The organism is Nocardia sp. NPDC005746 (assembly GCF_040630785.1).
GTDB lineage: Bacteria > Actinomycetota > Actinomycetes > Mycobacteriales > Mycobacteriaceae > Nocardia.
Genome location: NZ_JBEXYE010000008.1, coordinates 223536 through 245854, shown reverse-complemented (window position 1 = coordinate 245854; position 22319 = coordinate 223536). Strand labels below are relative to the sequence as shown.

Genomic DNA, 22319 nt, shown 5'->3' with positions numbered 1-22319 from the left:
CATGCGTGCCGCACTGGTGGCGTCGACAGCGGTCATCGCGGCGGCCTGCTCGTCGTCGAACAAGAACGGCGGCACGGCCAAACCTGCCGAACCCGTCGCGACCGTGAAATTGGAACCGGCCGCCGGCGCCGAGCAGGTCAACCCGACCACGCCGGTCACCGTCACCGTCACCAACGGGCGGATCGACCAGCTGGCGCTGACCAATGCCAATGGCAAACAGGTAGCCGGCACATTCGATGCCACTCGCAGCAAATTCACGGTGAACGAGCCGCTCGGCTACGGCGCCACCTACACCTGGTCCGGCACCGCCATCGGCACCGACAACAAGCCGGTCGCCATCGACGGCAAGTTCAGCACCGTCAACCCCAAGAAGACCGCTCCCGCCACCGTCAATATCGGCGACGGGCAGGAGGTCGGCATCGCCGCGTCGATCATGCTCCAGTTCAAGGGGCACGTCGAGAACAAGGCAGCCGTCGAGAAGGCGCTCACCGTCACCGCCACCCCGGCCACCGAGGGCTCCTGGGCCTGGCTGCAGGACGACAACGGCGGCTCGCGCGCGCACTGGCGGCCCCGCGAGTACTGGCAGCCCGGCACCACCGTGCACCTCGGCGCCAAGCTGTACGGCCTGGACATGGGCGGCGGTCTGTTCGGCGACTCCGACCTCACCTCCGATTTCCGCATCGGCCGCGCCCAGATCGTGAAGGCCTCCGCGCCCAGCCACCGCGTCCAGGTGGTGCGGGACGGCGCCACCATCTTCGACTTCGCGTGCAGCTACGGCGAGGGCAATGAGGACCGCAATGTCACCCGCTCCGGCATTCACGTGGTGACGGAGAAGTACGAGGACTTCATGATGTCGAATCCGCCGTTCTACACGAACGTGCGGGAACGCTGGGCCGTGCGCATCTCGAACAATGGCGAGTTCATTCACGCCAATCCGCAATCGGCTTCCGCCCAGGGCAATTCGAACGTCACCAACGGCTGCATCAACCTCAGCACCGCCGATGCCCAGGCCTACTTCCCGACCGCGCTCTACGGCGATCCGGTCGAGGTCACCGGCACCCGTATCCAGCTGTCGGCGGCCGACGGCGACATCTACGACTGGACCATCGACTGGGAGACCTGGAAGGGCCTGTCCGCCCTGCAGGGCGAACCGCACAACCAGATCTCGGCCACCCCGCTCGCGCCCCAGCCGGTCGGCGGTCGCTGACCGCTCGAATCGCGCGCCCGCGACCGCCGGGTTAGGGTCCTCGCCGAGTAACGCCGTGGTGAGGAGCGTCCATGGTCGCGGGCCGAAAGGGAGCGGCGGCAACGGATTCCGGGCGCGCCCTGAGTCCTTCGGAGCGATGGTTCTGGATCATCGACCGGATGTCGCCGGCCAACTGCACCGCGCGCGTCCGCGTCGACGGGCGGATTCCGGTCGGGCGGCTGGAATCCGCGGCGGCGATCCTGGTCGCGGAGTATCCGCTACTGCGGATGGGCATTTCGGACAATGTGGGCAGTGATCCGTGGTTGCGCCCACTACCCGCACCGCGAATTCCGGTGCGGCGGATCCAATCCCGTGATTCCGGGGACTGGGTGCGCGTGGTCGACGCCGAAATCGCCGAACCCATCGACATCGCGAACGGCTTGGCGCGCATCACCGACATCGTCGCCGGGGCGGATTCCGACGGCGAAAACCACGAGATCGTTCTGACGATCTCCCACATCATCGCGGACGGCCGCTCCCTGCTGGCGTTGCTGCGCAAGCTGATCGACTACGCGTCGGATCCGCCCGGGCCGGTAGCCACGCGGCCTCCGGTCCCGGCCGCGGACGACCTGATTCCCCGGGGCGCGCGCGGCTTCCGCCGCTGGGCGCACACCACCCTGGCCGACCAGATCGGCGCGCTGGTGCGGCGACCACAACGGCTGACCGGCACGGTGGCGGCGTTGTCCGAGCGGCGGACCAGGGTCGTGCACCGGGTGCTCGGCCGGGAAGCGCTGGCCTCCTTGATCATCGATTGCCGCCGAGCCGGGGTGACCGTGCACGCGGCCCTGGCGGCCGCGGTCGCCGACGTCATCGGCGAGGGGGAATCCGGGTTGATCGACGCCGAGGCGCCCCGGGAGATCCCGACTGCGGCTGCCGAGGCCGCGGGGGGTGCGGAGCCCTCGGGAGGCCGGTGCACGACGTCCGGGCCGGGCGCGAGGACAGCGGCGCGTCGGGTCTCGAGGTTCGGACCTCGGGAGGGTCTGGCGATCGGCGCGCGGGGCGCCGGGGCGGCCCGCGCGCGCGGTGCCGTGGGAGTCGGGTCGCCGGTGGATTTCCGGGAATCGCTCAGTCCGCGTGTGGATTCGGAGGAGCTGGGGGTGTACGCACCGGTGCTGGTCGGGTTCGTGCCGTTCGGACGCGGTGTTTCGCTGTGGGAGGCGGCGCGGGCGGTGAAGCGGCAGTTGGATCGTGGCGTGCGGCAGGGGCGGCATCTGGCGACGGTGGCGGGGATGCGGTTCGGGACGCCGCGCACCCTGGAATCCGGGCGGCGGCTGGCGGAACTGGTGGATCGGCGTGCGCCGTGGAATGTGTCGGTCACGAATCTGGGGCGGGTCGAGTTTCCGGAAAAGGCCGGGGGGTGGCGGCTTTCGGGGTTGCGGGTGGCCGCGTCGAATTCGTGCGTGAGCGTCATGACGGTCGCGGTCACGACGGCGCACGCGGAGATGTACCTCGGGTTCTGCCATGCCGAACCGGCGTTGCCGGCGGCGCGGGCGGAGGCTTTCGCGGACGCGGTGCTGGCCGTGCTGGCGCGGCGGCCGGATCCGTCAGCGCCGTTGCAGGCGGGCGCGTAGTTCGGCGCGGTCGGGCTTGCTGGTGCGGCCGGCCACGGGGATCTCGTCGACCAGGACGATGTCGTCGGGCAGGGCGGAAACGTCGATGAGGGCGGGTAATTCGCGGCGGAGGCGGGCCTCGACGTCGGTGGCGTTCAGGTCGGCGACGACGGCCAGGACGATGCGCTCGTCGCCGATCTCGTCGGGGATGCCGATCATGACGGCCTCGCGGACGCCCTCGACGCCCACGATGGCCGGTTCGTACAGCCCCGGATAGATATTGGTCTTGCCGCGGATCATCATGTCCTTCTTGCGGCCCATCAGGACCAGGGTGCCGCCGTCGAAGCGGGCCAGGTCGCCGGTGGCGATCTCCTTCAGCGGGGGTTCGCCGAGGTAACCGCGGCACAGGTTGGGGCCGGAGAGGATGAGTTCGCCGTCGTCGGCGATGCGCGCGTCCACGCCGTCGCACGGGAAGCCGAGCGGGTCGCCCGCCCCCTCGAAGGCGAGTTTGTCGGCGCCGGAAGTGATTGCCACCGGCAGGATCTCGGTCATGCCGTAGACAGCCAGGAATTCGGTGCCGGGGAGGGCGGCGCGGGCGCGGCGCAGCAGCGCGGTGGTGACGGGCGCGCCGCCGAGGGAGATCTCCTCGAGGTGGGCCGGTGCGGTCAGCCGCCCGGCGTCGACGGCGTCGAGGATCACCGCCAGGTCGGCGGGGGTGAGGAAGGCGTGGGTGGCGCTGTCCGGGCTGCCCGCCGGGCCGAGGGTGCGGGCGAAGCCGAGCGGATCGACGTGGGTGCTGAAGCGGGGATAGCGCGGCATGGACCAGCGCGCCCCCTCCAGCACCGCGGGCAAGCCCATCATCAGCTGCTCGGTGTGCAGGTGGGAGCCGGGCATCAGGGTGGTGGAGCCCGCCACGGCGGCCAGGCCCGCGCCCAGCGAACCGCGGGTGTGCACCACGGCTTTCGGGTCCGCGGTGGTGCCGGAGGTGAAGACGATGAGTGCCTCGGCGTCGGGATCCTCGACCGGCGCGTCCACGACGGCGCCGGTGGCGGGGCCGGACCAGCCGGGTTCGGAGCCGATCAGGCGGCCGAGCGGGATGGAGCCGCGCGGCGTTCCGGGGAGGCGCGGGCCGCTGTGGATGTGGCGCACCGGTAGCCGCCCGAATTCCGGTAGCGAGAGGCCGAGCCGGCGGCCGTACTTCTGGAGCGGCCCGCTCAGCAGGTAGAGCAGTGATTCGGTGGCGGCCCAGACGGGTTTCACCAATTCCAGTCGGCGCGCGAACAATTCGGGCCCGACGCCGGGGTCGACGAACACGATGCTGCCGCCCGCCGCGATGGTCCCGAACACCAGCACCACCGCGTCCACGCAGGGCCGGATGGAGAACAGCATCCGGTCGCCGGGCTCGAAGCCCTTGCTGTGCAGGCGTTTCACCACCAGGCGGATGCGGGCGTCGAGTTCGGCGAAGCTCAGCGGCCGTTCGCCGATCATGCCGAGGGCGGGGGCGTCGGGGGTGCGCAGCACCTGCTCACGCAGCAGCGCGACGAAATCCTCGCCCGTCGACGGGTATCCAGACGTCACCGGATGTCCACCAGCTCCGGTTTGTAGCGGTGGTCGGCGTACCAGGCGAGGGTCTTGCGCACACCCCAGGCTTTCACGCGCCGATTGGACCCGTACACCCGCACGTCGCGGCGCAGCCCGTAGTCGGTGGTGAGCGTGCGGACCGCGTTCACCAGGGCCCGGTCCTCGTGCAGTTCCTCGATGGCGGTGCGCGGGAAACCGCCCGCGGCCTCGTACAGTTCGGCCGTGATGGCCATATTGCAGCCGGGCGTCATGACGTACGGGCCCAGGTAGCGCGGATCCTGGTTGCCGGGCCGGAGTTTCCCGAACTGCGAGGCCACCTCGAGGGCGACCCGGATGACGGTGCGGTCCAGCAGGCTCACGCCCTCGTCGGTGCGGGGGATGAGCTGACCGCTGACCAGGCGCAGGCCGGAGTCGAAGGCGGCCCGGATCCGCGCGGTCCAGTCGGGGGCGGGCAGGCAGTCGGCGTCGGTGCGGGCCAGGCGGGTGGCCCCGGCCGCGATGGCGTGGCGCATGCCGGTGTCGGCGGCCGCGCCGGTGCCCTTGTGTTCCTCGGTGATGATCTCGATCCGCGGCTCCGGATGCGCGAGGGCGAAGTCGCGCACCACCTTCACGGTGGCGTCGGTGGAGTTGTTGTCCACCACCACGACGGTGAAGTCCCGGTCCCGCTGCCCGGCGAGTGCCGCCAGGGTGGCGGTGATGCCGTGTTCCTCGTTGTAGGCGGGCACGATCACCCACAGGTCGTTCATGGCTCTCCCGGCGGAATTACTTACCGCGACTTACGGTTTCGGCAGGCGGTACGCGATGGCGGCCGCCGACGGGCCCGCCCCGGCGGCCACGAACAAGGCTACGTCGGCGTGGTCGAGACCGCCGCTGTCGCGGGCCGCCAGGAACGCGACGGGCAAGGCCGAGGTGTGGGCGTCGCCGCCGGTGTCGTCGGCGCTGACCGCCTCGGGGGCGATGCCCAAGCGCTCGGCGAGCCGGGCCGGGAAGTCGGGGGTGGGTCGCCCGCAGATCAGCATCGTGCGGTCCAGGGGCGCGTCCGCCACCTCGAGGGCTTCGGTCGCGGCCGAGACCGCGTGGCGCAGGAGCGCTTCGACGTCGGCGGGGCGGTGCACCGTGATGGCGGACCGGCCGGTCGTCCCCATCTCCCGGAGCCGCACGAATCCCTCCGACGCGGGCCGTCCGTCGGTGGCGCTGATGTGCAGCGCCCCGAATCCGGCCGGGCCCGCGGCCTTCTCCAGCAGCATGGCCGCACCCACCGGCTTGATCGGGAAACCCGGCTGCGGCCGCGGCGATGTCGACGGGTGCGCGTCGCCGGATACCAGTAGCACCCGGTGGACGGTCGGCGCCTCCAGCAGCGCCTGACCGACCTGGATGGCATTGAGAATGCCGCAGGCCCCGTTCATCAGGTCGAAGGACAGGCAGGGCACATCGCCGCTGCGATACTCCAGCCCGATGCCCACCTGCTGCTGGATCAGCGCGGACATGGCCGGTTCCACCATGTTGGAGTCGCGGTAGACGCCGGTGTTGATCAGCGCGTCGATCCGCTCGGGCGTGCTGCCCGCCTCCGCGATGGCCCGGCGCGCGGCGGCCGCCGCCTGCTCGATCGAACTGCCGCCACCGATTTCGGTGACGATGGAAGAAATCACGATTCCCATACCGCATCACACCCGCAGGTCGCCGAGCGTCACCGACAGAAACCCGGCCACGACGCCGGAAGCCGCGGGGACCATCAGTACTTTCGCCCCGGACGCTATCCGCTGTTGTTTGAGCGCGTCATGTAAAACCACGAAATGCGAGGTCGACGCGGTGTTGCCGTACCGGTCCAGCACCATGAGCGCGGGCGGTATCGGGGCGTCGAATTCGCGTTCGGCGATCTTGGACACCAATTCCACCGCGGGCGCGCTGAATTGATGGTGGATCACGTGGTCGTAGCCCTCCGCCGCGAAATCGCTGCCCCGCGCGGCCAGGAAGTCCCGCTGCCGGGTGGTCCACAGCAGATAGCGGGCCTCGTTGTGCATGGCCCGGTTGTCGGTGTAGAGCGCGATACCGGAACTGCGGTCGCTCGGCATGCCCAGGCACAACTGCGCGAATCCGGCGCTGGTATTGAGTTCGACGTAGTCGATGCCCTCGTCGGCGGTGCCATCGCCGTCCAGCACCACCGCGGCCGCGCCGTCGCCGACGGTGAGGGACGCGAACTGCGGATCGTATTTCTCCGACATCTCGCGCACCGCGGTATCGGAGATCGGGGTGATGTACTCGCCGGAGACCACCAGGCCGCGCCGCACCATTCCCGCGCGAATCATCCGGTCCAGCACCAGAACTCCGCTCATCATGCCCGCGCAGGCATTGGAGACGTCGAAATGGATGGCTCCGGTCGCGCCGAGTTCGTTGCGCAGCATGAGCGCGAACGAGGGTTCCACGCAGAATTCGTCACCGCGAATACGTGTGATGGAGCAGGAGATGACGACATCCAGATCGGCGGCGTCGTAGCGGGAATTGTCGAGGGCGGTCCGGGCCGCGGCCATCGCCACGGTGAAGGAGTCCTCGTCCTCGGCGCAGCGGCGGCGGTGCCGCACGCCGCTGATCCGCTCCAGGTCGATGGGGGAGTCGACGGCCAGCTGGGCCAGCAGCTCCGCGGTCGATATCTCGGTGGCGGGCAGGTACGACCCGACCGCCTCGATGCGTGATCTCACCATGTTTCGCTCCAAGCCGCCCTCGGTTGCGGGGGACGCTAGCAGCGGCCGGCGCGCGGATTCCGATTTTGAAGAATCCGTGATTCAGATCATGGGGGCCGTGAACTGCGATGCGGCGCAACGCAACTACGCCGCGCCGCGCACCACGGTCAGGAACGACGCGCGAAACGCCCCGGCCCGGCCTGATCCCGCGGCGTCACCGTGATGGTGTCCAGATTGACGTGCGGCGGGCGGGACGCCACGAAACCCACCACTTCCGCGATGTCCTGCGCCACCAGCGGATCGATGCCCTGATACACACTCGCCGCACGCTCGGCGTCACCCGCGAACCGCACCAGCGAGAACTCCGTCTCCACCGCGCCCGGCGCGATCTCGGTCAGCCGCACCGGCTGCCCGAGCAGCTCACCGCGCAGCGTCCGGTGCAGCACCGCCTGCGCGTGCTTGGCCGAGGTGTACCCGGACCCGTTGTCGTAGGCGTGGAAGGCGGCGATCGAGGTGATGGTGACGATCAGGCCGTCGCCGGAGGCGATCAGCTTGGGCAGCAGCGCCTTGGTGAGCCGCAGCGTGCCCAGCACATTGGTCTCCCACATCCAGCGCCAGTCGTCTAGATCGGCCTCGAGCACGGGGGCCAGGCCCTTCGCGCCACCGGCATTGTTGACCAGCACGTCGCACCGCTCGACCGCCTCGGTGAAGGCGCGCACCGACTCCTCGTCGGTCACGTCCAGGGCCAGCGGGGTGCCGCCGATCTCCTCGGCCAGCTTCTCCAGCCGCTCCACCCGCCGTGCGCCCACGTAGACGTGGTACCCCTGCTTGGCGAGTTCGCGGGCGGTTGCCTCGCCGATACCCGAACTGGCTCCGGTCACCACAGCGGTACGAGTGCTCATGCCTCCGAGCTTAGGCAGAAGCCCTGGCCTGCCCCTTCTCGGCCCGCGCCCGCCGCAGGCGCCGCGGCGGGGGCGAGATCCCCGCAGCGCTGCCGGTTAGCCTCACTCCTATGGCGATTCGGGAAGCAGTGAGCGCGGACGGCACGACCATCGTTTACCGGGTGACGGGTCCGGAAGGGGCGCGGCCGCTGGTGCTGCTGCACGGCTGGTCGGGGAATCTGTGCTGCTGGGGACGCTCGGCCGACCTGCTCGCCGAGCAGTTCCGGGTGATCGCGGTGGACCTGCGCGGGCACGGCTACTCCGACGCCCCCGCGACCGGCTACGACGATCCGAAGAACTGGGCCGCCGATGTCGCCGCCGTGTTCGCGGCCGAGGACATCACCGCCGGCGCGCTGCTGCTGGGCTGGTCGTACGGCGGCATCGTCGCCTCCGACTACCTCACCGCGCACGGCACCGCGGCCCTCGCGGGCGTCGTCTACACCGGTTCGCAGGCCAATATCGGCCGCGGCGTGCCCGGCGCGGAGACCGGGCCCGGCATGGCCAAGGCCATTCCCGACGTGTTCGACGAGAGCGCGGGCAAGGCCATGCGCGGTTTCGCCGCCTTCGGCAATGCCAATACCGGCCCCGGCCGGGACAAGGGCGTGGACGCCCAGCGGCTGTTCGGCGGCAGCATCGCCACGCTGCCCCGGGTCCGCAAGGCGCTGTTCTACCGGACGGTCGACAACACCGACACCCTGCGCGGCCTCGACATCCCCGTGCTGGTGCTGCACGGCACCGCTGACCCGGTGGTTCCCATCGAGAACGGCCGCCACATCGCCGCCTCCGCGCCCGACGTGCGGACCTCGTACTGGGAGGGCGCCCAGCACGGTCTGTTCATCGAGGATCCGGAGCGATTCGCCGCCGAAATCGCCGCTTTCGCGCGAGACCTGCGGTGATAGCGGTATTGCATTCACATCGACGAATATCCTTGTGAGTCAGGTCACTTGGGAAGGTAACCCGTGCATGGGGCGTTGTAACCCCCGTGCACACTGGAGTGGTGAGTCAACGCCCGGAGCTACGGCCCAATCGGATTGCCGTGCTATCGGTGCATACGTCGCCCTTGGCGCAGCCCGGAACGGGCGACGCGGGCGGCATGAACGTCTACGTTCTGCAGACCGCCCTCGAACTGGCCCGCCGCGGCACCGAGGTGGAGATCTTCACCCGCGCCACCTCCTCCAATGACGAACCCGTCGTCGAGGCCGCGCCCGGCGTGCTGGTCCGCAATGTGGTCGCCGGGCCCTTCGAGGGGCTCGACAAGTTCGACCTGCCCACCCAGCTGTGCCCCTTCGCCGCGGAGGTGTTGCGCACCGAGGCGCGCAACCTGCCCGGCCACTACGACCTGATCCACTCGCACTACTGGCTGTCCGGCCAGGTCGGATGGCTCGCGCGGGACCGCTGGCGGGTGCCGATGGTGCACACCGCGCACACCCTGGCCGCGGTCAAGAACGCCTTCCTGGCCGAGGGCGACTGCCCCGAGCCCGCGGTCCGCGAGATCGGCGAGAAGCAGATCGTCGCCGAGGCCGACCGGCTGGTCGCCAACACCGGCGAGGAGGCCCGCCAGCTCGTGGAGCTTTACGGCGCCGACCCCGAGCACATCGACGTGGTGCTGCCCGGCGCCGACCTGAGCCGCTATCACCCCGGCGACAAGCTCGCCGCCCGCGCCGAGCTCGGCCTGCGCGCCGACGAGCGGATCGTCGCCTTCATCGGCCGCATCCAGCCGCTCAAGGCCCCCGACGTGCTCGTTCGCGCCGCAGCGCACCTGCTCGCCGAGGAGGCCGCGCAGCCGGTGCCGCCCACGCGGCCGCTGCGCGTGGTGATCGTGGGCGGACCCTCCGGCAGCGGGCTGGAACGGCCCAACGCGCTCATCGAACTCGCTGCGGCCCTGGGCATCTCGGATCGCGTCACCTTCCTGCCGCCACAGCCCGCGCACCGGCTGGTGCAGGTGTACCGCGCCGCCGACCTGGTCGCGGTGCCCAGCTACAACGAGTCTTTCGGCCTGGTCGCCATCGAAGCGCAGGCCAGCGGCACCCCGGTGCTGGCCGCGGACGTGGGCGGGCTCGGCACCGCCGTCCGCGACGGCGTCTCCGGCCTGCTGGTTCCCGGCCACCGGACACCGGACTGGGCGGACGCGCTGCGTAGCATGCTCGACGACCCGGTCCGGCTCGAACTCATGGGTGCGGCGGCCGTCGAACACGCGGCCAACTTCTCCTGGGCGCACACCGCCGACGGGCTGCTGGACAGCTACTCGGCCGCGTTGTCGCAGGCTCGGGGCAATCGGGTGCGGGGTAGCCTGCATACTGATCGCGCAAGAGCACTGACACGGCCGGCGGTCAGCCCGAGGTCGGCACGCGGGGAGGCTGACCTGGCATGGCGGCGGCGGACGGGAGCGGTACGCAGATGAGTGAGTTCGAGCGCGACTGGACGCCGCGCCCGCACGCCAGCAGCGGTGGTTTGAACGACGAAACCGCCCGGGCCACGGCGCAACTCATCGACGACACGCTCCGCGACCGCGAGATCGAGTACTCGCGCGAGGCGCCCGACCTGTTCGCGGTGGTGCTGCCCGGCGAGCGCAAGCTCAAGACCGTCATCGGCGTCGGCGTCGGCAAGCACGGCGTGCGGATGGAATCCTTCGTCTGCCGCAAGCCCGACGAGAACTTCGAGGGCGTCTACAAATTCCTGCTGCGCCGCAATCGCCGCCTCTACGGCGTCGCCTACACCATCGACCGGGTCGGCGACATCTACCTGGTCGGGCGCATGTCCAACGACCGCGTCACCTCCGACGAACTGGACCGCTGGTTCGGCCAGATCCTCGAGGCCGTCGACGCCGACTTCAACACCCTGCTCGAACTCGGCTTCGCCGAATCCATTCGCAAGGAATGGAAATGGCGGGTCTCGCGCGGCGAATCGCTGAAGAATCTGCGCGCCTTCGAACACCTCATCGAGGACGCCGACACGCTGCCCCGTATGCCAGGGTGAGAACTGATTTCGTGCCGGTCGGGTAACTTGTCGGGACGTCCACACCAGGTTCGGCTCACCACCGCGGGCACGCAATGCCAACCCGGACGAATCTGAGCCGTGCGCTGAAGTCTCGGAGAGGCGGGGGAGTCATGGTGGCGCTTGCGCTGGATATCGGAGCGACCAAATTCGCGGCCGCCCTGGTCGATTCGACGGGTGCGCCCGAGAAACCCCGACGCGTCGCTGTACCCGAATCCGGGGTGTGGGCGGCCTGCCGTGAACTATTGAGCACCGCGGCCGCCGGGGAAACGGTGACCGCGGTCGGGATCGGGTCCGCGGGCCCGGTGGACGTCACCGCCGGGGTGTGCGGTCCGCTCAATATTCCGGAATGGGCCGACGGCTTCCCCGTGGTCGACGCGGTGCGGAAAGTGTTCCCCGCGGCCGAGATTCGCTTCGCCCTCGACGGGGCCTGCCTGGCGCTGGCCGAACACCGGCTCGGCGCGGCGCGCGGCGCGACCAACGCGCTCTGCCTGACCGTGTCCTCGGGCATCGGCGGCGGGATCATCAGTGACGGCCGGGTCGTCATGGGCCGCACCGGCAATGCCGGACACGTCGGCCACATCGTGGTGCCCGGCAACGAAGAGCCCTGCGCCTGCGGTGGATTCGGCTGCGTGGAGGCCGTCGGCAGCGGCAAGTCCGCGGTGCGCTGGGCCCGGCGGCAGGGGTGGGAGGGCGAGACCGGAGTGGAACTGGCGCAGGCCGCGCGCGACGGGGAGCCGCTCGCCATGGAAGCCCTCGCCCGGGCCGGCGCCGCCATCGGGACCGCGGTCGCCTCCGCGGCCGCGTTGCTCGACACCGATCTGGTCGTCATCGGCGGCGGCTTCGCGCAGTCCGGGGAGCCGCTGTGGCAGCCGCTGCGCGCGGCGGCGCTCGGTCACGCGCGCCTGCGCTTCCTGCGGGAACTGCGGGTCGTTCCCTCCGAACTCACTGATCAGGCCACCCTGCGGGGCGCGGCGTTGCTCGTGGGAGGATGACCCCATGACGTACACCCTCGTTTTGCTGCGCCACGGCGAGAGCGAATGGAATGCCCTCAACCTGTTCACCGGCTGGGTGGATGTTCGCCTCACCGACAAGGGTGTCGCGGAAGGCAAGCGCGCCGGCGAGCTGCTCGCCGAGCACGGGATTCTGCCGGACATCGTCTACACCTCGCTGCTGCGCCGCGCGATCAGCACCGCCAACAACGCCCTCGACGCCTGCGACCGCCACTGGATTCCGGTGGTTCGCGACTGGCGTCTGAACGAGCGCCACTACGGCGCTCTCCAGGGCAAGAACAAGGCGGAGATCAAGGAGCAGTACGGCGAGGACCAGTTCATGCTGTGGCGCCGCAGCTACGACACCCCGCCGCCGCCGATCGAGGTCGACAGCGAGTACAGCCAGGACGGCGACCCGCGCTACGCGGGCATCGAGGTCCCCGCGACCGAGTGCCTCAAGGACGTCGTCGCCCGGATGGTCCCGTACTGGGAGGACACCATCGCGACCGATGTGCGTTCCGGCAAGACCGTTCTGGTTGCCGCGCACGGTAATTCGCTGCGCGCGCTGGTGAAGCACCTGGAGAACATCTCCGACGAGGACATCGCCGGGCTGAACATTCCGACCGGCATTCCGCTGAAGTACGAGCTCGACGAGAACCTGCGCCCGCTCGGCGCCGGTGTCTACCTCGACCCGGAGGCCGCCGCGGCCGGCGCCGCCGCCGTCGCGAACCAGGGCGGGAAATAGAGAGGACAACTCTCGTAACTCGCAGGGGCTTCGCCCCTGAAACCCTCGAAACGCCCGGGGAGGCTTCGGCCTGAAACCCCCGAAACAATGGCCCGCCCAATGACATTGGGCGGGCCATTGTCATCAATACATTCCTGTGTGATAGGCGTCTCACTACGCGACCGTAAGGTATTTCCATGTCGCGCAAAACAATTTGCCATAGTGTCGGCAATTCGAAGATGTATCTGTAACCGGGGTTTGCAACTTACTGTGCGGTAGATATGCTGCTGGGCGTTCGACCACCTGCGAGAGGTAGATCACGTTCGATGAAGCACGCGCTACAGGCCACGGTTTTAGCCGCCACGGCCGCTCTGCTCCTGCCTTTGACCGGCATCACCGCCGATGCCATCATCCCGACCGGACCCGATGGCGGCGCCGCCGGCGCCGCCTGGACCGCCGCCGAGGACGGGCCGCAGCAGTACCCCAACGTCTTCATCGAATGGGACGTCCCGATCACCATGAGTGACGGCACCGTCCTCAAGGGCAACGTCTACCACCCGGCCGACGCCGCGGGCCGACCCGTCGACACCCCGACGCCGACCGTGCTGAACATGACGCCCTACACCAAGCTGGTGTCGAACGTCGCCGACAGCGCCTTCTCCATTCCGGGCCTGTCAGACGCGCTTCTGAACGTCTTCCGCAACATCCACCTCGACGGCACTCCGCTCACCGGCTTCGGTGAACTGCTGAACGCGGCGGGCAACGGCGAACTCCGCAACTTCTCCGTCGACCGCCAGCTCATCAAGTCCGGGTACACGCAGGTCGTCGTGGACGTGCGCGGCACCGGATTCTCGCAGGGCGAATGGGACATGCTGCGCGGCCGCGAACAGCAGGACACCGTCGAGACCATCGACTGGGCGTCCAAGCAGCGCTGGTCCAACGGCCGTATCGGCATGAGCGGGCTGTCCTACAGCGCCATCAACCAGGTGCAGGCCGCCGAGAAGCAGCCGCCCGCGCTGAAGGCCATCTTCCCGATCGTGCCCGGCAGCGACCTCATCGACGACGTGCTCGCGCCCGGCGGCGGCTTCGGTTTCAACTTCATCCCGCTGTGGCTGAGCGCCATCAACGGCCTCAAGTGGGTGCCGGACCTGGCCTCCATCGCCGCGGGCACCTTCGACTTCAAGTGGTTGCAGGATCGTGTCAACGACCCCTTCGGCTACCTCGACGTGCTGATGTCGGCCTACACCTCCACCACCATGGACAGCCTCGACCCGCGCGTGAAGGACATGCTCAACGGGTTCACCCAGGACCGCCAGGACTGGCTCGGCGACCCCAGCCGCATCCAGATCCCGACCTTCGTCACCGGCGGCTGGCACGACCTGTTCACCTACTCGGAATCCAAGATCTACAACCAGATTCCGCTGCCGCCCGGCCAGAAGCAGCTGCTCATGGGCAACACCTACCACGTCACCTCCGGTGCGGACGTCAACCGCGTCGGCGCCCCGCCGCGCCTGGACGTGCTGCAGCGCGCCTGGTTCGACAAGTGGCTCAAGGGCATCGACAACGGCATCGACGCCTACGGGCCGGTGACCCTCAAGACGCAGGGCGGCGGCTGGAACACCCAGGGCGGATTCGGGCCCACCGCACCGGCTTCCGAGGCCGCCGACTACCGGCGCATGTACTTCTCCGCGCAGCCCTCCGGCACCGCGAACAGCCTGCACGACGGCTCGCTCACCGCGGCCGCCAACAGCGACGGTGACCGGCTCACCGTCGCGCCCGGCCTGTCCACCGTCTGCTCCAACGACGCCGCCCAGGCCACCGCGGGCATCCTCAACCTGATCGACGGCTGCTCCAAGGACTCCCGCGTCGCCGAGACCAACGCGCTCACCTTCACCAGCGCGCCGGTCGCCGAGGCCACCACCATCTCGGGCCCGATCGCGGTGCATCTCAACACCGTTCAGGACGCCGCCGACGGCTACTGGACCGTCACCGTCAACGACGTCGCCCCCGACGGCCAGTCCACCGTGCTGACCTCCGGCGAGCTCATGGCCTCGCTGCGTCAGGTCGACGAGGACCGCAGCAGCCGCTCCCCGAACGGCGACTACACCGACCCGCGCGCCTTCACCTCGCTGGACAAGCGCCAGGAGACCGTGCCCGGCGAGGCCACCACCCTCGACATCGCCCTCGGCGGCACCCAGGCCGTCCTGCAGCCGGGCCACCGCCTGCGCGTGGACGTGTTCGCGGGCAACTTCCCCAAGGGCCTGCCCATCCTCCCGATGCTCATCGACACCGGTCTCAGGCCGCAGCACCTGCAGCTCGACCCGGACCGTCCGAGCTTTGTGAACATCCCGGTCCGCGGCAACACCGGCTGGTGACACCGCCCTACCGGGATTGAATCCCCGAGCGTGCACAACGGCGTGCACGCCCGGGGTTTTTCTTTCCGGCCGCATACGGTCAGGCGTCTCAGGACTCGGGGTCGGCGACGATCACGACTTTGCCGGTGACGGTGCCGGATTCGGCGAGGGTGAGTGCCCGGGCGGTTTCCCGCAACGGGATTCGGGCCGCGATCTGCGGGTGCAGCGCGCCGCGCTCGGCGAGGTCGAGGACCGCGCCCAGGTCCGTCGCGAGGCGCGACTGGAACCGGGAACGCCGGCGGCGGCCCGCCCAGATGTTGTAGAAGGACGCGCTCCGGTTGTTGGGCAGCGCATTCCACCACAGCAGCCGGGCGAACAGCTTCAGCACCGGCAGCCGGGAATTGCCCTCCTCGTCCTTGGTGGCGGCGCTGCCGTAGGAGACGAGGGTGCCACCGGGCGCGAGCAGCGCGAACGAGTCCACGATGCCGGGGCCGCCGATATGATCGAAGACGGCGTCCACCCCGCCCGGCGCCAGCGCCCGCACCTGGGCGGCCACATCCCCGCGATAGTCCACCGGCAGGGCGCCGAGCTCGGCGACCGCGTCGGCATTGCGCGCCGAGGCGGTCCCGATCACGCGGATTCCCGCCGCGCGCGCCAGCTGCACGAGCGTCGACCCGACGCCACCGTTCGCGCCGTGCACCAGGATGGTCTGCCCCGCACGGGCTTTTGCCTTCCGATGCAGCATCTGCCAGGCGGTGATGCCGTTCACGACGAAGGTCTCCGCGGCGTCCGCGGCCAGGCCCTCCGGCACCGGCACCAGATCATCCGCGGGCACCGCGAGATGGCTGCTCCAGCCGCCGATCTTGGTCAGCGCCGCGACCCGGCGGCCGATCAGGGCCGGATCGACCCCGGCCCCGACCGCCGCCACCACGCCGACGACGTCGTAGCCGGGCACGAACGGAAACGCGGGCTGGTCATAGTATTTGCCGCGCCGCATCTGCTGCTCGGCGAAGGACACCCCGGTCGCCTCCATGCGGACCAGTGCCTCGCCGGGGCCGGGCTGCGGCAATTCGCGCGTGGTGACGGTCAGGCCCTCCGGCTCGACGCGTCCGGGCAGCACTACTTCGGTGGCGATGATGTTCGACATGGGTCGATCCCTTCCAGGTGTGTGATTGGTCAATCACTCTTGGATTGAAGAAAATGCCCTCGTCCGAGGGCGTGAGAGGTCAGTCGAAGTGGCGGATGCCCGCGGTCAGGGTGGCGGCCCAGGCGCCTTCGCCGGCATCCAGGCCGAGGGTCGTGATGAGGTGGCACAACTGCCCGTAGGCCATGAACCGCTGCACCTGCCGGCCGGTCGCGCCGGAACGGGTTTCGGCGTACTCGGTGACCCGCCGCAGGCCGCGGCGCACGGCCTCGGCGATATCGGGCACATCGGCCGCCGAGAGGGCGTGCACCTGCAGCATGAGCAGGCTCTTGTCCACGATCAGTTCGGCGTAGGCCCCGCCCATCTCGTACAGGACCTGCTCCGGATCGCCGCCCGGGGTCCGGGCGGCGCCGGTCGCCAGGGCGCCCTCGACCCGTTCGAAACAGCGATCCAGGGCGGCGACGAACAACTCCACCTTGCTGGGGAAGAGCTTGAACACGTACGCGGGTGAGATTCCGGCCGCGGCGGCGACCGTATTGATCGGCGTCCCATGGAATCCCGTCTTGGCGAACTCGGTGATCGCCGCGTCCAGCACGGCATCCCGTCGAACATCTGAAGTCGAGAGTGCGATCCCGCGTCTGCTCATGTGAGTGACTGTACACTCACTCTCGGGATCTCCGCTAGCCCTCCGACTCGTCGGGAACGGCGAAGGCCGCTTCCAGCGGCGGGAACAGGGCCCGGGCATCGTGACCAGCGAACCAGAGGCCGACCACGAAAGCCGCGGTCGCCTCCAGATATCGGGCCCGGGACAGGCCGCCCGCGGGGATCGGGCGCAGCTTCAGGTCCTCGGCGAGGCCGGAGACGAGCGCGATCGCCGCCTCGTCATCGCCGCAGAGCGGCACCGTCGCAGGGCGGCCGTCGAATTCTCGATCAGCGCCCGCCCACACCTCGGCGGCCAGCAGGTTGAACGCCTTCACGACCTTGGCGCCGGGCACCGCGGCCGAGATGCGTTCGGCCACAGCGGGTTCGGAGAGACCGAAGCCGCCGGTGTCCGGGGCGAAAGCATTGGTGCAGTCGATCAGAGTGCGCCCGGTGAGCGCCTCACGCTGGTCGGTGAGGATGTCCGTCAACGCGGCCACCGGCACGGCCAGCAGGGTGGCGTCGCCGAATTTCGCCGCCTCGGACACGGTGGCGGGGCGGGCGCCGGACCCGATCGCGGCGGCGGCCTCCGCCGCTCGCGTGGAAGTCCGTGCGCCGATCACGATCTCGTGCCCGGCCGCGGCCCAGCCGCCGCCGAGAGCGCGAGCCATCTGCCCGGCCCCGATGATTCCGATTCGCATGTCATCTCCTTGGTGTGGCGTGTGGTGACGACGTTAGGAATTCCGAAGCGCACTCCCGGGTGCCCAATGGCGGTGGCAGGGTGGAGGCATGACGGTCGAGAGCATCGAACCGGTGCGGTTCGCCGAATACGGCGGCCGCGAATCGGACTGCCCCGCGCGGCTGGCGGTAGACGTATTCGGCAATTCCTGGCTGACAGTGATCGTTTACACACTTCGCGAGGGTCCGATGCGCCCCGTGGAATTGCGGCGCGCCATCGGCGGCATCAGTCAGAAGATGCTCACCCAGACGCTGCGGCGCATGCAGGCGATGGGATTGCTGGAACATCGCCGATACGCGGAAGCGCCACCGCGCGTTGAGTATTCGCTGACCCCCGCGGGCCGTGATCTGCTGATTCCGATCTTCGCGCTGGGGGAGTGGGCCGACCGCCACGGCGACACCGTGCGCACCGCCCTCTACGGCGATCCGGAGGACTGACCGTCGCCGCGAAAGCGGTTGCCACAGGGGCGCTCAGCTCCCGCGACACGCTGACCGAACATCGCGTGAACACCGGGCTAACGAGGGTGGAAGGACCCATGACCTGCGTGAAACTTCCTGCACCCGGGGTTTGACCCCGCGTCGGCGACCGTACGATTCAAAGTGTGAGCGTTCCACAGGCCGTGCTTTTGGCAGTCCTGGCGGCCGTAGTAGGACTGGCCGTCGGCGGACTGCTCATTCCGTATGTGAACGCTCGTCAGGAGCGGATGCGCGCCGCCACCGATACCGGGCTGACCATGTCCCAGGTGCTGGATCTGATCGTGCTCGCGTCCGAATCCGGCATCGCCGTCGTCGACCAGTACCGGGACGTGGTCCTGGTCAACCCGCGGGCCGAGGAGCTGGGCGTGGTCCACGACCGCCTGCTCGACGAGCGCGCGTGGGCGGCGGTCGAACAGGTGCTGGCGGGGGGCCAGGACGTCGAGTTCGAGCTGACCGCCAAGATTCCCATGCCCGGCCGCGCCCGCCTCGCTGTCCGAGGAGTTGCCCGGCCGCTCTCGCAGGAGAATCCGAACTTCGTGGTCCTGTTCGCGGACGACGACTCCGAACAGGCCCGCATGGAGGCCACCCGCCGCGACTTCGTCGCCAATGTGAGCCACGAACTCAAGACCCCCGTCGGGGCCATGAGCCTGTTGGCCGAGGCGTTGCTGGAATCCGCCGACGATCCCGACTCGGTCCGGCACTTCGGTGAACGCCTGCACGGCGAGGCCCGCCGCATGGGCAAGATGGTCACCGAGCTGATCGCGCTGTCGCGGCTGCAGGGCGCCGAACGGCTGCCCGAGCTCGAGGCCGTCGACGTCGACAGCGTGGTCACCCAGGCCATCGAGCGCTCCCGCACCACCGCCGAGGCCGCGGGCATCACCGTGTCCACCGACGCGGGCAGCGGCCTCGAGGTGCTCGGCGACCAGACCCTGCTGGTGACCGCGCTGTCCAACCTGGTCGAGAACGCCATCGCGTACTCCCCGCGCGGCTCCCACGTGTCGGTGAGCCGGGCGCTGCGCGGCGGCTACATCAATATCGCCGTCACCGACCGCGGCATCGGCATCTCCAAGGAAGACCAGGAACGCGTCTTCGAACGCTTCTTCCGGGCCGACAAGGCGCGCTCGCGTGCCACCGGTGGTACCGGCCTAGGGCTGGCTATCGTCAAGCATGTGGCCGCCAACCACAACGGTGAGATCACCCTGTGGAGCAAACTGGGCACCGGATCGACGTTCACCCTGCGCATCCCGGCCCACCCTGCCGATTCCAACGGGCAGGTCGACAAGAGACTTGCCACCGGCATTCCGGTGGCCAAGAAGGAAAACGGCACGCGCCCCCTCGGGCGGGCCAGAACCAACGGTGTGGAGGCAACCCGATGACGAGTGTGCTGATCGTCGAGGACGAGGAGTCGCTGGCCGATCCGCTCGCGTTCCTGCTGCGCAAGGAGGGGTTCGAGGTCACCGTGGTGGGCGACGGCCCGTCCGCGCTGGCCGAGTTCGACCGCTCGGGCGCGGACATCGTCTTGCTCGACCTCATGCTCCCCGGCATGAGCGGCACCGACGTGTGCAAGCAGCTGCGGGTGCGCGGCAGCGTCCCGGTCATCATGGTGACCGCGCGCGACAGCGAGATCGACAAGGTGGTCGGCCTGGAACTGGGCGCCGACGACTACGTCACCAAGCCCTACTCCTCGCGCGAGCTGATCGCCCGCATCCGGGCCGTGCTGCGCCGAGGCGCCGGCGAGGAGCCCGACAACGGCAGCGAGACCGCGGTGCTCGAGGCCGGGCCGGTGCGCATGGACGTGGACCGCCACACCGTGCAGGTGAACGGCAAGGCGGTGACGCTGCCGCTCAAGGAATTCGACCTGCTCGAATACCTGCTGCGCAATTCCGGGCGCGTGCTCACCCGCGGCCAGCTCATCGACCGCGTCTGGGGCGCCGATTACGTCGGCGACACCAAGACCCTCGACGTGCACGTGAAGCGTCTGCGCTCGAAGATCGAAGCCGATCCGGCCAAGCCCGAGCACCTGGTCACCGTGCGCGGCCTGGGCTACAAGCTCGAAGCCTAGGACCGCCCAGAACGCAGAACCCGCCCGCTTCGAATTCACGAAGCGGGCGGGTTTCGTCTTTCTCCCCGACCAGTTTCCGGGCTTACCCGTTCGGCCGGTGTACTACGCGTTGGGGTCGGACTTCATGGTGTAGACCCACGCCGGGCCGATGCCGGGCAGTTCCTGCTTCTCCAGGATGATCCAGCCCAGGCCGGGGTTGTCCTGCTGCATGCAGTCGTACCACGCGACGTCCGCGCCGTTGCCGCGGCAGGCGATGGTGTGGCTGGTGCCGTAGGGGCTCACCACGATCTGCTTGCCGGCGTCCTTGGCGCCCAGCACGGCCGGGTCGTTGTACACGACGAAATCGGCGGTGCGATCGGAGAACGCGGTCGGATCGGTGTTATCGGCGAACGCCTGCGGGGCAATGGAGATAACCGCACCGGCGGTCAGAGCGGAGACGGCGAGGATTTTCTTGATCATGGCCACGATGTCTAACACGTTCCGGTGAATTCGCAATAGCGGATCGATGTCGTGGGCACTTCCGGCTATTCACAACGCGAGGTCATCGGACCGGCGGTTATGCGAAATATACTTCTGTGCAGCCTGATTGGATTGTCTCCGACCTGCACCGTTTGTTCACCTTCCGGACACTATGACGCGCGCCGCACCGGCGAGACCCACGCCACAAACGAGCACGGGCGTGCCGGGTTCCGGAGAACCCGACACGCCCGATCGCGTGAGGCGATTCGCTAGCTGCTGCCGAAGAGGCCGCTCAGCAGACCGCCCACCAGCTTGCCCGCGCTACCGGTCGCACTGCCGGAGCCGATGCTGCCACCGCCGCCGGTCGACGGCTTGGTGGTGGTCGGTGCCGTCGTGGTCGGCGGCGCGGTGGTGGTCGGCGGGGTCGTGGTGGTCGGCGGGGTGGTGGTGCCGCCCGACACGTTCACGATCAGGGTCTGCGTGCTGCTGCCCTGCGACGCCGTGATGATGTGCTGGCCCGGCGTGGTGGGCTTCCAGGTGACGCTCGAGTGGTACGCCGGCCACGGGATGATGCCGACGCCGTCGGTGAGGCTCACGCCGTTGTCGTTCCAGTTCACCAGCAGGCCGAACGACGCACCGGAGAGATCCGCACTCAGGGTGTAGGTACCCCCGACCGCGGGCGCCGTGTCGGAAATCGTGATCACGTCGACGGTGGCGTTGGCCGCCGGCGCCAGGGCGACCGCGACCGCGGCTGCCGAGGCGACGGCTAGACCGGCCATCCCGGCTCCGAGCGCACGGCCCGGAGAATTGCTGCGCATAGGTACTCCTCTGTTGTTACTAGCGCTTGTGCCCCAAGGGAATTGGGGAGATCGGTCAGAGACCGAAGGGCAGACCGTTGGCGCTACCCGTGCCGCCACCGCTCGGGGGGTTGGTGGTGGTCGTGGGCGGCGTCGTCGTGGTGGTCGGCGGAGCCGTCGTGGTGGTCGGATCCGTCGTGGTGGTGGTCGGGGGGACCGTGGTGGTCGTGGTCGGCGGCACCGTGGTCGTGGTGGTCGTGGTCGGCGGGACCGTGGTGGTGGTCGTCGGCGGCACGGTGGTCGTGGTCGTGGTCGTCGGCGGCGTGGTGGTGGGGCTGCTGACGTTCACGATCAGGGTGTTGGTCGAGCTGCCCTGCTTCAGGGTGATGGTGTGCTTGCCCGGCGTGGTGGGGGTCCAGTCGGTGCTGGAGTGGTTCACCGGCCACGGCACCTTGGAAGGCGGGTCGGTGATCGGGTTGCCGTTGTCTTCCCAGTAGCAGAGCAGGCCGAACTCCCAGCCGCTCAGATTGGCGGAGAGGGTGTAGGTCTGGCCGACGGTCCAGTTCGAGCCCGAGATGGTGATCGAGTCGACGGTCGCGTGGGCCTCGGGGGCCTCGTGGGTGGCCACGGCCAGCGACCCGCCGGCGATGACGGCCAGGCCCGCCAACCCGGCGCCGAGACGGCGAACGGTGGTGGTGCGCATGTGTACTCCTGTGTGTACCAAAGGAATTCGGAGACGAGTCCGGAGCGGGGTCAGAGACCGAAGGGCAGACCGTTGGCGCTACCCGTGCCGCCACCGCTCGGGGGGTTGGTGGTGGTCGTGGGCGGCGTCGTCGTGGTGGTCGGCGGAGTCGTGGTGCTGCTGGGCGGCTCGGTCGTCGTGGTCGGCGGAACCGTCGTCGTGGTCGGGGGCACCGTGGTGGTCGTGGTCGGCGGCTCGGTG

The 22319-nt window shown here is 69.4% G+C and carries 22 protein-coding genes; 11 read left to right on the top strand and 11 right to left on the bottom strand.

The features are described from left to right. Position 1 precedes the first annotated feature (1 nt). Both ABZ412_RS17820 and ABZ412_RS17815 read left to right on the top strand, forming a co-directional pair. Positions 2 to 1207: an Ig-like domain-containing protein gene (locus ABZ412_RS17820; RefSeq protein ID WP_357282045.1), complete on the top strand. Its 1206-nt coding sequence runs from the start codon at positions 2 to 4 to the stop codon at positions 1205 to 1207. Positions 1208 to 1278: 71 nt separating this feature from the next. Continuing rightward, positions 1279 to 2817 carry a hypothetical protein gene (locus tag ABZ412_RS17815; RefSeq protein WP_357281906.1) on the top strand — a complete coding sequence of 513 codons (1539 nt, stop codon included), beginning with the start codon at positions 1279 to 1281 and terminating at the stop codon, positions 2815 to 2817. On the opposite strand, the gene ABZ412_RS17810 is transcribed toward ABZ412_RS17815, so the two are convergent. The 5 genes from ABZ412_RS17810 to ABZ412_RS17790 all read right to left on the bottom strand — a co-directional run bounded on the left by ABZ412_RS17810 (position 2791) and on the right by ABZ412_RS17790 (position 7957). After that, positions 2791 to 4374, bottom strand: a complete 1584-nt coding sequence (locus ABZ412_RS17810; RefSeq protein WP_357281904.1) for a class I adenylate-forming enzyme family protein — start codon at positions 4372 to 4374, stop codon at positions 2791 to 2793. The genes ABZ412_RS17815 and ABZ412_RS17810 overlap by 27 nt on opposite strands. Beyond that, positions 4371 to 5123, bottom strand: coding sequence for a glycosyltransferase family A protein (locus ABZ412_RS17805; protein ID WP_357281903.1), 753 nt, complete (start codon positions 5121 to 5123; stop codon positions 4371 to 4373). Before ABZ412_RS17805 ends, ABZ412_RS17810 begins: the two co-directional genes overlap by 4 nt. Before the next feature lie 30 nt (positions 5124 to 5153). Next, positions 5154 to 6035, bottom strand: a complete 882-nt coding sequence (locus ABZ412_RS17800; RefSeq protein ID WP_357281901.1) for a hypothetical protein — start codon at positions 6033 to 6035, stop codon at positions 5154 to 5156. A 6-nt stretch (positions 6036 to 6041) separates the two neighbouring features. Next, positions 6042 to 7076, bottom strand: a complete 1035-nt coding sequence (locus tag ABZ412_RS17795) for a 3-oxoacyl-[acyl-carrier-protein] synthase III C-terminal domain-containing protein (RefSeq protein WP_357281899.1) — start codon at positions 7074 to 7076, stop codon at positions 6042 to 6044. Between the two features lie 146 nt (positions 7077 to 7222). Continuing rightward, positions 7223 to 7957, bottom strand: coding sequence for an SDR family NAD(P)-dependent oxidoreductase (locus ABZ412_RS17790; protein ID WP_357281898.1), 735 nt, complete (start codon positions 7955 to 7957; stop codon positions 7223 to 7225). A 110-nt stretch (positions 7958 to 8067) separates the two neighbouring features. Between ABZ412_RS17790 and ABZ412_RS17785 the strand changes: the two genes are divergently transcribed. The 6 genes from ABZ412_RS17785 to ABZ412_RS17760 all read left to right on the top strand — a co-directional run bounded on the left by ABZ412_RS17785 (position 8068) and on the right by ABZ412_RS17760 (position 15081). Further along, entirely contained in the window at positions 8068 to 8892 is an 825-nt protein-coding gene (locus ABZ412_RS17785; RefSeq protein ID WP_357281896.1) for an alpha/beta hydrolase, read from the top strand. 101 nt (positions 8893 to 8993) lie between these two features. Then, complete coding sequence (gene mshA / locus ABZ412_RS17780; RefSeq protein WP_357281895.1) at positions 8994 to 10397, top strand: D-inositol-3-phosphate glycosyltransferase; 1404 nt, start codon at positions 8994 to 8996, stop codon at positions 10395 to 10397. Continuing rightward, entirely contained in the window at positions 10394 to 10972 is a 579-nt protein-coding gene (locus tag ABZ412_RS17775; protein ID WP_357281893.1) for a YbjN domain-containing protein, read from the top strand. Before mshA ends, ABZ412_RS17775 begins: the two co-directional genes overlap by 4 nt. Before the next feature lie 131 nt (positions 10973 to 11103). Further along, entirely contained in the window at positions 11104 to 11985 is an 882-nt protein-coding gene (locus tag ABZ412_RS17770; protein ID WP_357281892.1) for an ROK family protein, read from the top strand. Between the two features lie 4 nt (positions 11986 to 11989). Further along, on the top strand, positions 11990 to 12727 hold the full coding sequence (locus ABZ412_RS17765) for a phosphoglyceromutase (RefSeq protein WP_357281890.1): 738 nt from the start codon (positions 11990 to 11992) through the stop codon (positions 12725 to 12727). A 305-nt stretch (positions 12728 to 13032) separates the two neighbouring features. Continuing rightward, complete coding sequence (locus ABZ412_RS17760; RefSeq protein ID WP_357281889.1) at positions 13033 to 15081, top strand: CocE/NonD family hydrolase; 2049 nt, start codon at positions 13033 to 13035, stop codon at positions 15079 to 15081. A gap of 88 nt (positions 15082 to 15169) precedes the next feature. Here the strand turns inward: ABZ412_RS17760 and ABZ412_RS17755 are convergent, their stop codons facing one another. The 3 genes from ABZ412_RS17755 to ABZ412_RS17745 all read right to left on the bottom strand — a co-directional run bounded on the left by ABZ412_RS17755 (position 15170) and on the right by ABZ412_RS17745 (position 17544). After that, a complete protein-coding gene (locus tag ABZ412_RS17755; protein WP_357281887.1) occupies positions 15170 to 16207 on the bottom strand; it encodes a medium chain dehydrogenase/reductase family protein in 1038 nt (345 codons plus the stop codon). Positions 16208 to 16286: 79 nt separating this feature from the next. Next, on the bottom strand, positions 16287 to 16850 hold the full coding sequence (locus tag ABZ412_RS17750) for a TetR/AcrR family transcriptional regulator (RefSeq protein WP_357281886.1): 564 nt from the start codon (positions 16848 to 16850) through the stop codon (positions 16287 to 16289). A gap of 34 nt (positions 16851 to 16884) precedes the next feature. After that, entirely contained in the window at positions 16885 to 17544 is a 660-nt protein-coding gene (locus tag ABZ412_RS17745) for an NAD(P)-binding domain-containing protein (protein WP_357281884.1), read from the bottom strand. A gap of 88 nt (positions 17545 to 17632) precedes the next feature. On the opposite strand from ABZ412_RS17745, the gene ABZ412_RS17740 reads away from it, so the two are divergent. The 3 genes from ABZ412_RS17740 to ABZ412_RS17730 all read left to right on the top strand — a co-directional run bounded on the left by ABZ412_RS17740 (position 17633) and on the right by ABZ412_RS17730 (position 20120). Then, positions 17633 to 18019, top strand: a complete 387-nt coding sequence (locus tag ABZ412_RS17740) for a helix-turn-helix domain-containing protein (RefSeq protein WP_357090942.1) — start codon at positions 17633 to 17635, stop codon at positions 18017 to 18019. A 164-nt stretch (positions 18020 to 18183) separates the two neighbouring features. Beyond that, positions 18184 to 19434: an ATP-binding protein gene (locus tag ABZ412_RS17735; protein ID WP_357281882.1), complete on the top strand. Its 1251-nt coding sequence runs from the start codon at positions 18184 to 18186 to the stop codon at positions 19432 to 19434. Beyond that, positions 19431 to 20120 carry a response regulator transcription factor gene (locus ABZ412_RS17730; protein WP_357090946.1) on the top strand — a complete coding sequence of 230 codons (690 nt, stop codon included), beginning with the start codon at positions 19431 to 19433 and terminating at the stop codon, positions 20118 to 20120. The genes ABZ412_RS17735 and ABZ412_RS17730 overlap by 4 nt, the downstream gene beginning before the upstream one ends. A 102-nt stretch (positions 20121 to 20222) precedes the next feature. On the opposite strand, the gene ABZ412_RS17725 is transcribed toward ABZ412_RS17730, so the two are convergent. The 3 genes from ABZ412_RS17725 to ABZ412_RS17715 all read right to left on the bottom strand — a co-directional run bounded on the left by ABZ412_RS17725 (position 20223) and on the right by ABZ412_RS17715 (position 22079). Continuing rightward, entirely contained in the window at positions 20223 to 20579 is a 357-nt protein-coding gene (locus ABZ412_RS17725) for a hypothetical protein (protein WP_357281881.1), read from the bottom strand. A gap of 269 nt (positions 20580 to 20848) precedes the next feature. Beyond that, a complete protein-coding gene (locus ABZ412_RS17720) occupies positions 20849 to 21397 on the bottom strand; it encodes a hypothetical protein (protein ID WP_357281879.1) in 549 nt (182 codons plus the stop codon). A 55-nt stretch (positions 21398 to 21452) separates the two neighbouring features. Further along, positions 21453 to 22079 (bottom strand): hypothetical protein, encoded by a 627-nt coding sequence (locus ABZ412_RS17715; RefSeq protein ID WP_357281878.1) that lies wholly within the window; start codon positions 22077 to 22079, stop codon positions 21453 to 21455. Positions 22080 to 22319 lie beyond the last annotated feature (240 nt).